Genomic DNA, 7,152 nt, shown 5'->3' with positions numbered 1-7,152 from the left:
TCGCAGCTCACTCAGTCGTGCCAGTCCCTGCGTTCCGCTGCTCTCCCTTGCCATTCGACCATCCTCCTCTCGTCGAGATGGCCGGGGAGGTTAGTCGAACGCGACGTCAGCGCGCATGCATGCTCACCGGAAGGACACGAATCAAAGGCAGTAAAGCGGACAGCATCCCGGTCGAGTTGCGGCGCATCGGCTACATCGATCCGGGCACCGGCAAGCGGTACTTCTTCCTCACCAATCACTTCCGCCTGAGTGCGAAGACGGTCGCGGAGATTTACCGCGCCCGCTGGCAGGTGGAGTTGTTCTTCAAGTGGATCAAGCAGCACTTGCGCATCAAGACCTTCATCGGGACGAGCGAGAACGCCGTCATGAGCCAGGTCTTTGTGGCGATGATCGCGTACCTCTTGCTCTCCTACCTGAAGTACTCCACCCGCTCGCCGCTCTCGCTGTACGAGACCGCCAAGCGGATCGAGGTGAATCTGTTCGACCGCGTCGAGCTGCGGGCGCTACTCGCGGCACTGCTTGACAGCAAGACCGAGCAGCGCAAACTGGACCGGCCGGTTCAGTTGAGTTTCACGTGGTTTGCCGCCGATTCCGAGCAGCAATGCTTGCTCGAACGACGACCCACGAGGGCGCTCGGCGCGGAAGCCCTTGTGGCACATGGCGCATAAGCCGGACACTAGTGCATCTACCTCTACCATTTCCTTTTCATCGCGCTGTATCGTGTGTTGGCGATGGGTTGGTTGCGGCAGCGGTTGTCGATTTCGACGTTGGCGCTGGACGCCGGGTCGTTTGTGATCACTATTCTCGGGGCGCTGGCGGTTGTCTGGGTGGGCCGACGCCTCTTGGGCCCCCGTTCACGACTGCTCATCGGCTGACGCCCCCGCGAGGAACTCAGCCGCCCTGGCTGATGCTGACCGCTTCGACCACCAGCCAGCGCCCCTTCAGTCCGGTCTCCTTCTTGACGTGGTTATCGAAGGACATGCCAAGAATCGACGTGCCGCTGTTCTGCGCGGTGGTGGTAATGACGTACTCCTTCTGTTGCTTGTCGGCGACGGCTAGCTTGCCGACGATGCGCGCTTCCAGATCCACGGTCACCACCGGCCCGGCGCCGTCGACCACGTTGCCGGCCGCCCGGATAGTGATCGTGACCGGCCCCTTCTCCAGGTAGACCTTCGATTGCAGCTTGCCGTTGCCCCAGAAAACCACGCTGCCGTTCTTGTTGCGCATGGCACCGCCAGTGATGTTCATGCCTGAGGGCACCAGCGTCAGCGTACCCGCTGTCGGCTTGGAGCAGCCGTTGCCCAGCGTCAGCGCCAGCAGAAGCAAACCGCCAATGTTCAAGCGCGTTGTAGCCGTCATGGGCGCCCCTTTAGCGAGCATGCCGGCCGGCGTCAAATGAACCGCCCGCCGCAGGCAGAAAGAATTTCGCCCAAACCGCGCGACGGGAACAGGCCGCACGCGCGATCGCCCAAGCATCCGGCATCAACCTCGGGCCGAAGACCATAATCCGGCGCGTACAGCGGGCGGTGCCAGCCCGAGATGATTCCACACTACTGGTACCGCGTGTCTTGGTCCGACGAGGACGACGAGTTCGTCGCTCTATGCACGGAGATCCCGTGCCTCTCGGTCTGGCTTCAACAGAAGCCGCTGCTATTGGCTCCACCCCGTTCGTGGTTGGCTGGTTTGTGGCCCAGCACCTGCCCGCAATCAGACGGCTCACGCCTCGCTTCCGCCGGCGGGGCGGCTTGGTTCTGCTGCTAGTCGCCATCGGGGTGTCGATCGCCGCGATGTGGGTGCTTCCGCACAAGCGCAGCAATACCTGGGTCACAATGGAGTACTTCCACAGGTACGGCGTCATCTTCGGCATCTTTCTCTTCGCCTTCGACTGGCGCGGGCGCGCCGCCGTTCGCTGGCTGAGCGAGGCGACCTACCCGATCTACCTGTACCACTTCTTTTGCATCTCGGTGTGGTGGACCTATGCGGTGGTTCCGCTGTACCACGCTTTCCACCCGCGCCGGGTGATTCTGGACTCGTGCGCGTTCACGGTCGGCCTTGCCGGGTCGGTCGCCATAATCGTCGCCGGCCGGCGGTTGCTCGGCCGCCACGCGCGCACCCTGCTCGGGTGAGAGCTATCCGCGCCGCGGCTGGTACCAGATCGGCGACGTCCAGGCGCGCTCTTGAATCGTCTTCGGTACGCCGGATCGGTGCACGCCGGCCGGCGCGCTTCGGCTTTCAGGCGGCCGCACATGTAAGTGCTCCAGCGGCAGCTCGGGCTCTCCGTTGATCGCGGCAGTAGGAGGCGAAGTCCTGCACGCGCGGAAAGCGAGTGATGTCGTGGATCTCGTAGAGGATGACCAGGGCGATGATCTTGCCGATGCCGGGGACCGAGCGCAGGCGGTAGAAGGCGTTGGCGACGTGCTGCTTGGCGGTGCGTCGGCCGAGCCGAAAGATGCACTCGACGGCGACGGCGAGGTTATCGCGGTACGGCGCAATCACGCGCAGGAAGGAGTCGGGCTCGGCGGGCAGGTCCTTGTGCACCACGACGGTGCCCGCGGCATCGAGGATGCAGACGTACATCGAGCGTGCATGGAGATCGACTCCGCAGTAGTATTGGTGCTGCTGTGTGTAGAAGTTGGCGGCACGTAGGCCAGCCGTGCTACCGTGGTTAGCAGAGTGGAGGACGAGATGGCACATTCGCTGGCTGAGATCGAGGACGATGCTCTCCGCTTACCACCCGAGGATCGTGCACGGCTCGCGGTGGATCTACTAGCAAGCCTCGAGGAGAGCGTGGAGTCACCGGAGGAGATCGAGAAGCTCTGGCTTGTCGAGGCGGAGCGACGCTTCCAGGAGCTGCGGGACGGCGTCGTTCAGGGGATACCGGCTCGAGAAGTCTTCGCGCAACTGCGTGCAAAGCTGCGCTCGTGAAGGAGGCCATATTCCACCCGGATGCTCGGGCGGAAGCCAGCGAGTCCGTGGAGTTCTATCAGGCACGCCTTGAGGGACTTGGGCTCCGCTTTCTTGCTGCGGTCGAGGAAGCCGCCGAGCGTATTTCGGCCAGCCCTGAGGCAGGCACGCCGCTTGCCGGTGGCTTTCGCAAGCGGATCGTTTCCGGGTTTCCGTACAACGTCATCTATCGCGTCTGGGAAGAGTACGTTTATCTTGTTGCGGTCGCCCACCAGCATCGGCGTCCGGATTACTGGCGTGAGCGAGCGGACCGCCGCTAACAAGCGCGTCGAGCGGACCGGCATGAACTCCGTCGCAACTCGCGAGCGCCAGCGGGCCGGCGGCTCACGTGCGCGGTTGCTGTTGACATGGACAGGAAAATTGCAACCGCTTCAATCGCAATCAAACGATGCGAGGTGCAGCTGCAAACAGTAGTTGGGGCAGCGGCTACGTGCGGGACGATAGCTACGCAATTGGAGGCCGGAAGCACCTATGGCTTGCAGCTACGTGCCGTCAAAGGGACCGATGTCGATCTGCACTTGGACCTCCTAAGCGCCGGCGGCAACATCATCGATTCGGCAGATTGCTGGGGTGTGGGTACTGGCAATGGCGAGTTTCACTACGTGTACATTGGAAGCATGCACGGGTGGGGCACGACGGCAGATATCTCGTTCGATGACGTGGACGTACACGACGACGCCAGCTGGCCCGGCAACGTGCGCTGGCAATCACTGCAACCGACATCAACATATTCCTGTGTGCAGACGCCAAGCGACAGCTGCAGCAATGACGGCTTGTACACCTGCGTCGACGAGGACCCGCCGAGCGACGGCGATGCCACTACACTGAGTGCGTCCGGCACCCCCTGCACGTTCGATCACCCGGCGGGGGAGCAGACGGGCATCACGGACCCCGTCCACGGTACGCTCATGTGGATCAAGGCGAAGGGGACGAGCTATTCCGCCGTGGCGCGAGCGATCAACGATGACGTCAAGATCGGCGGGGCTCTGACCGCAAACTACGCGGACTGCTTTATCTTCGACGGTTTCAACCCGGGTGAGCCCGTCGGCGCGGAGGCGTGGGATGTCGCTGCCATTGGCTCCACCCCGTTTGGATTTGCGTGTTTGAACTGCGGCTCGGCGCAGGTGACCGACGTGCGCTGGGTGGTTGGCTATGAGGTGCCGACGGCAACGCCGACGCCATAAGCCGGTTGAGGGCGCCGCCCGCTCGGCCTGGGCCTCGCTGTGCCTCGGCGGGGGATCTTCCCGTTTGTGATGGCCACGGCCATTCGCGCCCTGCCTGAGCGCCTGAGCAGTGGCGGGGCCGCGTTGAGCGCGTCGCGCCGGCAGGCTGCGAGTCAAGCGGCTCAACCCGGTCGTTTGAAGAGACGCGGCTCCGATTCCGCAGGGCGCTGGATCGAGGGGTTTCTCGCGCCACGGCGCAACGGCGCCGAGCAAGGCGAGTGCTTCAGCCGATAACCGCTCCAGCGGCGAGACGGTCGAGGAATTCGCGCAGCGGCAGGATGAGCGCCGCGCCATCGCGTAGCGGCTCGCGGCCGAGGTAAACGCCGAAGGCGCGCTTGAGGTGTTTCTCCTCCGCCAGGTGCTTGAGCGCCGCGCCGTCGCCTTGGCGCCAACGGGTTGCGGCTTTCACCTCGATGCCAACGGCCGAGTCGGCCCGGGTCCAGACGAAATCCACTTCAGAGCCCGCAGGCGTACGCCAGTACGCGAGTTGACCGCCGCAGCCGGAACGGTTTAGGTACGCCCGCAGCTCGTGCAACACGTAGGTTTCCAGCAAGTGGCCCCGCTCCTCGGCGCCGAGCGGCTCGCGTAGCCGCCCGGCCAGCGCCCGCACCGCGCCGGCATCGAAGAAATAAAACTTCGAGTGACGAAGCTCTTTCACTTTTGCGCGCGGCCGCCACGCCGGCAGCCAGGCGCCGATGAGTGTGTCGGTAAGAATCTCGAAGTAGCCCTGCACGGTCGGACGTGCCACCGCCGCGTCTCGTGCAATGCCGGCGACGTTGACGACCTCGGCGTTCATCACCGCCGCGACTTCGAGGAAACGGGTGAAGGAGTCCAGTTGTTTGACCACCGCTTCCTGGCGAATCTCTTGCGTGAGATAGTTCTCGGCGTAAGCTTCCAGCAAGTCAATGCGCGCACCGTCGCCGCCGCTTTCGGCGATCACCGCCGGCAGGGTGCCGAAGCGCAGGACGCCGTCGATGCTGAAGTCATCCCCGATCTCGGCCGCAGTCAAGGGGAAGAACTTGCGGTTAATGAGCCGGCCGGGCAGCAGGTTGGCGTGGCCGCGCTTGAGCTTGCGCGCGCTCGACCCGGTCAGCGCGAAGCGGTAGCGCGGGCCGCGCCTGGTGATGAGGTCTTGCACCTCGTTGAGAATCGGCGGCAGCTTCTGCACTTCGTCGACGACCACCCAGGTGCCCGCCGGCAGCGCCTCGACCTCCTGGGTGAAGCGGCCGGGCTGGCGCATGAGCCGGATCAGCTCGCGATCGACGAGCAGGTCGACCCAGTGGGCGCTCGGCAAGACCGAGCGCAGCCAGGTGGTCTTGCCGGTCCCGCGCGGGCCGAAGAGAAAGAACGAGCGCTGCGGCAGCGCCAGCTCACGTGGATACATCGCCGGCAGAATAGCCGTAAAAATGCCGGCGGTCTATGCAGCAGCGGCAGCCACGGCATGCACTGATCGCGAAGAGGGCAGTGCACGAGGGCAGAGGCAGGATTGGAAGCCGCCTTCTTCGGTCCCCACTGGAATCGCACGCGAGGTGGGGGATGCCGAGGCACATTGGCTCCACCCCGTTTGGGTTAGCGTGTTTGGACTGCGGCTCGGCGCAAGTGACTGAGGGGCGCTGGGTCGTCGGCTATGAGGCCCCGACGGAGACGCCAAGCAGGGCGAGTGCTTCCCGGCGCTGAAAGCGCTAGCACGGCGTCATTTTGCGGCGTAGAGTGACGGCGACATGTCAGCGCTGTTCCCCCGTCTGCTGGTGGCGCCCAGGGCGCAGCCCCGAGGATAGCGGGGTGTCAGTCCGTGTGCCGCGAACTTCACGGCCGGCCCCAAGTCGCCGCCGTGCGGGCGGCTTGGGCGACGTGTCGCGTCGATTCGAAGGTTCCCGAATTCAACAGTGCGCCGGGGGAAATCTCAGGTGGTCATCTCAGAGATTCTGTGGCTTGACGAGATCGTTGCAAAGCTTGAGCGCAAGCACGGTGTGTCGATCGAAGAGGTGGAGGATGCCTTGTTGCGGACACCGCTTGTCAGACGCCTCGAACCTGGCCATGTGGCGGGCGAAGATCTCTATGCTGCGTTGGGTCGGACAACGGCCGGGCGATACTTGACGATTCTCTTCATTAGGAAGAAAGGTAATCGAGCGCTCATCATCAGTGCGCGAGACATGGATCGAAAGGAGCGTCGTTTGTATGGCCGCAAGTAAGAAGGACCCACTCCCGAAAGATTTCGCCAACCTGGAGGCGGCAGTGGACTTTTGGGATGGCCACAGCCTGGCGGACTACGAGGGGTATCTCAAGCCAGCGAAGGTGAATTTCCGGCTGCAACGGCGTATTCACCTGCTGGCGGTCGATCCGGATATTGCCGCACAGCTGCGCGCCGTGTCGAAAACTCGGGGCCTCTCGCCTGAAACGGTTGCGAACCTTTGGTTACGCGAGCGCCTGTCCAGTGAGTTGAGGCGGCGGCGTCCGCAGCGCCGTGCGGCGTAAGGCAGGAGACGTAAGGCGTCCTCCGACCCTAACCCATCGCGCCTTAACGGTTCCCTGCTTGCCCTCGACCCCTCACCACGCCGCTGCGATCGGTGATCTCGGCCATGGCGCAGCCCCGAGGATAGCGGGGCGTCAGGCCGTGTGCCGTGAACTTCACGGCCGGCCCCAAGTCGCCGCCGTGAGGGCGGCTCAATCCAGCACGGGGCCGAGGGGAATTCATAGCGCGCGTGGTCATCTCCGAGATCGAAAGGAGCGCCGCTGGTATAGCGTGTCCTTCCGGTGAGCATGCATGCGCGCTGACGTCGCGTTCGACTAACCTCCCCGGCCATCTCGACGAGAGGAGGATTGTCGAATGGCAAGGGAGAACAGCGCAACGCAGGGACTGGCACGACTGAGTGAGCTGCGAGGGCGGATAGAACGGTGGCGCTGGACGCGGGTGAAGCGTTCGCCGATGCCGGCGGAGCTGTGGCTGGCGGCAACGGAGCTGGCG

General features: G+C 64.1%; 11 protein-coding genes. 7 read left to right on the top strand and 4 right to left on the bottom strand.

What is annotated here, in order from left to right:
* Nucleotides 1-119: 119 nt before the first annotated feature.
* Entirely contained in the window at nucleotides 120-668 is a 549-nt protein-coding gene (locus HY699_17770) for a transposase (protein MBI4517657.1), read from the top strand.
* Between the two features lie 223 nt (nucleotides 669-891).
* Here the strand turns inward: HY699_17770 and HY699_17765 are convergent, their stop codons facing one another.
* Nucleotides 892-1,359 (bottom strand): hypothetical protein, encoded by a 468-nt coding sequence (locus HY699_17765; protein MBI4517656.1) that lies wholly within the window; start codon nucleotides 1,357-1,359, stop codon nucleotides 892-894.
* Between the two features lie 257 nt (nucleotides 1,360-1,616).
* On the opposite strand from HY699_17765, the gene HY699_17760 reads away from it, so the two are divergent.
* Nucleotides 1,617-2,126 carry a hypothetical protein gene (locus HY699_17760; GenBank protein MBI4517655.1) on the top strand — a complete coding sequence of 170 codons (510 nt, stop codon included), beginning with the start codon at nucleotides 1,617-1,619 and terminating at the stop codon, nucleotides 2,124-2,126.
* Between the two features lie 3 nt (nucleotides 2,127-2,129).
* On the opposite strand, the gene HY699_17755 is transcribed toward HY699_17760, so the two are convergent.
* Both HY699_17755 and HY699_17750 read right to left on the bottom strand, forming a co-directional pair.
* A complete protein-coding gene (locus HY699_17755) occupies nucleotides 2,130-2,246 on the bottom strand; it encodes a DUF3604 domain-containing protein (GenBank protein MBI4517654.1) in 117 nt (38 codons plus the stop codon).
* The gene (locus HY699_17750; GenBank protein MBI4517653.1) at nucleotides 2,233-2,694 is read right to left on the bottom strand and encodes an IS110 family transposase; all 462 of its coding nucleotides are present in this window, start codon (nucleotides 2,692-2,694) and stop codon (nucleotides 2,233-2,235) included. The genes HY699_17755 and HY699_17750 overlap by 14 nt, the downstream gene beginning before the upstream one ends.
* On the opposite strand from HY699_17750, the gene HY699_17745 reads away from it, so the two are divergent.
* From HY699_17745 to HY699_17735, 3 genes are all read left to right on the top strand, one after another.
* Entirely contained in the window at nucleotides 2,686-2,925 is a 240-nt protein-coding gene (locus tag HY699_17745) for an addiction module protein (protein ID MBI4517652.1), read from the top strand. The two genes, HY699_17750 and HY699_17745, sit on opposite strands and share 9 nt — an antisense overlap.
* On the top strand, nucleotides 2,922-3,224 hold the full coding sequence (locus tag HY699_17740; protein MBI4517651.1) for a type II toxin-antitoxin system RelE/ParE family toxin: 303 nt from the start codon (nucleotides 2,922-2,924) through the stop codon (nucleotides 3,222-3,224). Before HY699_17745 ends, HY699_17740 begins: the two co-directional genes overlap by 4 nt.
* Before the next feature lie 192 nt (nucleotides 3,225-3,416).
* Nucleotides 3,417-4,148 (top strand): hypothetical protein, encoded by a 732-nt coding sequence (locus tag HY699_17735; protein MBI4517650.1) that lies wholly within the window; start codon nucleotides 3,417-3,419, stop codon nucleotides 4,146-4,148.
* A gap of 262 nt (nucleotides 4,149-4,410) precedes the next feature.
* Here HY699_17735 and HY699_17730 read toward each other — a convergent pair whose 3' ends face one another.
* The gene (locus tag HY699_17730; protein MBI4517649.1) at nucleotides 4,411-5,571 is read right to left on the bottom strand and encodes an ATP-binding protein; all 1,161 of its coding nucleotides are present in this window, start codon (nucleotides 5,569-5,571) and stop codon (nucleotides 4,411-4,413) included.
* A gap of 523 nt (nucleotides 5,572-6,094) precedes the next feature.
* Between HY699_17730 and HY699_17725 the strand changes: the two genes are divergently transcribed.
* Both HY699_17725 and HY699_17720 read left to right on the top strand, forming a co-directional pair.
* Nucleotides 6,095-6,379: a BrnT family toxin gene (locus tag HY699_17725; protein ID MBI4517648.1), complete on the top strand. Its 285-nt coding sequence runs from the start codon at nucleotides 6,095-6,097 to the stop codon at nucleotides 6,377-6,379.
* Complete coding sequence (locus tag HY699_17720; GenBank protein MBI4517647.1) at nucleotides 6,366-6,662, top strand: hypothetical protein; 297 nt, start codon at nucleotides 6,366-6,368, stop codon at nucleotides 6,660-6,662. Before HY699_17725 ends, HY699_17720 begins: the two co-directional genes overlap by 14 nt.
* The last annotated feature ends 490 nt before the right edge of the window (nucleotides 6,663-7,152 follow it).

Source organism: Deltaproteobacteria bacterium (assembly GCA_016210005.1).
Classification (GTDB): domain Bacteria; phylum Desulfobacterota; class Binatia; order HRBIN30; family JACQVA1; genus JACQVA1.
This window is presented reverse-complemented; position numbering and strand designations above follow the sequence as displayed.

Excerpts from the sequence above, each read along its gene's own strand:
- HY699_17770 (MBI4517657.1), top strand. The coding sequence starts at position 120 with ATGCTCACCGGAAGGACACGAATCAAAGGCAGTAAAGCGGACAGCATC.
- HY699_17765 (MBI4517656.1), bottom strand. The coding sequence starts at position 1,359 with ATGACGGCTACAACGCGCTTGAACATTGGCGGTTTGCTTCTGCTGGCG.
- HY699_17745 (MBI4517652.1), top strand. The coding sequence starts at position 2,686 with ATGGCACATTCGCTGGCTGAGATCGAGGACGATGCTCTCCGCTTACCA.
- HY699_17750 (MBI4517653.1), bottom strand. The coding sequence starts at position 2,694 with ATGTGCCATCTCGTCCTCCACTCTGCTAACCACGGTAGCACGGCTGGC.
- HY699_17730 (MBI4517649.1), bottom strand. The coding sequence starts at position 5,571 with ATGTATCCACGTGAGCTGGCGCTGCCGCAGCGCTCGTTCTTTCTCTTC.
- HY699_17720 (MBI4517647.1), top strand. The coding sequence starts at position 6,366 with ATGGCCGCAAGTAAGAAGGACCCACTCCCGAAAGATTTCGCCAACCTG.